This is a genomic window from Streptomyces sp. NPDC006879 (assembly GCF_042869595.1).
In the GTDB taxonomy this organism is placed as follows: Bacteria; Actinomycetota; Actinomycetes; order Streptomycetales; family Streptomycetaceae; genus Streptomyces.
In genome coordinates this window covers 1-1,450 of sequence record NZ_JBIAGC010000104.1, presented here as the reverse complement: position 1 = coordinate 1,450, position 1,450 = coordinate 1, and the positions used below count along the sequence as shown (strand labels likewise).

Genomic DNA, 1,450 nt, shown 5'->3' with positions numbered 1-1,450 from the left:
CTAGTAGTGCTTGGTCAGGTTGGTGTGGTGCTTGGTATGTCGCGGTGGCAGGTGGGGCAGGCGCCGGTCCAGGTGGCGAGGAGGGTCTGTAGTTCGCGGACGACTTGGTAGAGGCTCAGGCCGGCGCCGCGTCTTTTGGGGCTCTGGCCAGTCGTTGCAGGGTGCAGAAGGCGTGGGCGGCAGAGACGAGGGTGACGTGGTGGTGCCAGCCGCCCCAGGTCCGGCCCTCGAAGTGTGCCAGGCCCAGGGCCTGCTTCATCTCGCGGTAGTCGTGCTCGATGCGCCAGCGGAGCTTGGCCAAGCGGACCAGGGTGGTCAGCGGGGTGTCGGCGGGCAGGTCGGACAGCCAGAACTGGACCGGCTCGCTCTCGCGCGCGGGCCACTCGGCCAGCAGCCAGCACTCGGGCAGTTCCGGGCCCTCGGTGGCCTGGCGGATCTGACGCCCGGCGGGCCGGATCCGCAAGGCCACGAACCGGGAGTACATTCGCTTGAAGCCGGAGCGGCCGGTGCCGGGCCGGGAGCCTTCCCGCCATTGGACCGGCCGTGCGGCCTTCCGGCCCGCCGCGATGACCAGCTCTTTCACCGAACGCGGAGGCTCGGGGTACTTCGGCACCGGTGGCCGTCCGGTCCCGGAGTACGGCTCGGCCACCGGAACCGCGTCGGCGGGCTGGGCCGACAGGGTGGTGGAGATGCCCACCACGTAGCGCATGCCCCGTGCGTTCAGGCCGAGACGGAAGGCCGCGGCGTCGCCGTATCCGGCATCTGCGATGGCCAGCGGCGCATCGATCCCCCAGGAACGAGTCTCATCGGCCATGTCCAGGGCGAGCTGCCACTTTTCCACGTGCCCGGCATCCTCCGGGATGCCGCAAGTGACACGACGGGCGATCTTGCCCGGGTCAGCTTCCGGCGAGGCGGGGTCCCAGGTCCGGGGCAGGAACAACCGCCAGTTGACCGCTGCCGAGGCATGATCGGAGGCCAGGTGCAGCGAGACGCCCACCTGGCAGTTGGTGACCTTGCCCGCGGTGCCGGTGTACTGCCGCGACACACACGCCGAGGCAGTGCCGTCCTTCAAGAAGCCGGTGTCGTCGAAGACCAGCGCGGTCGGGCGGATCGCCGTCTCCATCCTCCAGGCCAGGCAGGCCCGGATGTGGGCCGGATCCCACGGGCTGGTGGTGATGAAGTGGGCCAGAGCCTGCCGGTTCCCGTCCTCCCCGAGGCGAGCGGCCATCGGCTCGACCGACTTGCGCTTGCCGTCGGTCAGCAGTCCCCGCAGGTAGACCTGCCCCCACCGGCGCTGGTCCTTGCGCGCAAACGGCTCGAACACCTCCGCAGCAAACACCTCCAACTCATCACGCACCGCAGCCATTTCGTCCGGAGTCACACACCCACAACGCGACACACAACCCGAAGGACACGCACCACCAAACACGACCTGACCAAGCACTACTAG

At 69.2% G+C, this 1,450-nt stretch carries 1 protein-coding gene; it reads right to left on the bottom strand.

Annotation, left to right across the window (positions count from 1 at the left end):
• Positions 1-115: 115 nt before the first annotated feature.
• A complete protein-coding gene (locus ACFYMC_RS29725) occupies positions 116-1,366 on the bottom strand; it encodes an IS701 family transposase (protein ID WP_388531256.1) in 1,251 nt (416 codons plus the stop codon).
• Positions 1,367-1,450: the final 84 nt, after the last annotated feature.

What these genes read in the sequence shown, in the direction of transcription:
- ACFYMC_RS29725 (WP_388531256.1), bottom strand. Translation starts at nt 1,366, where the DNA reads ATGGCTGCGGTGCGTGATGAGTTGGAGGTGTTTGCTGCGGAGGTGTTC.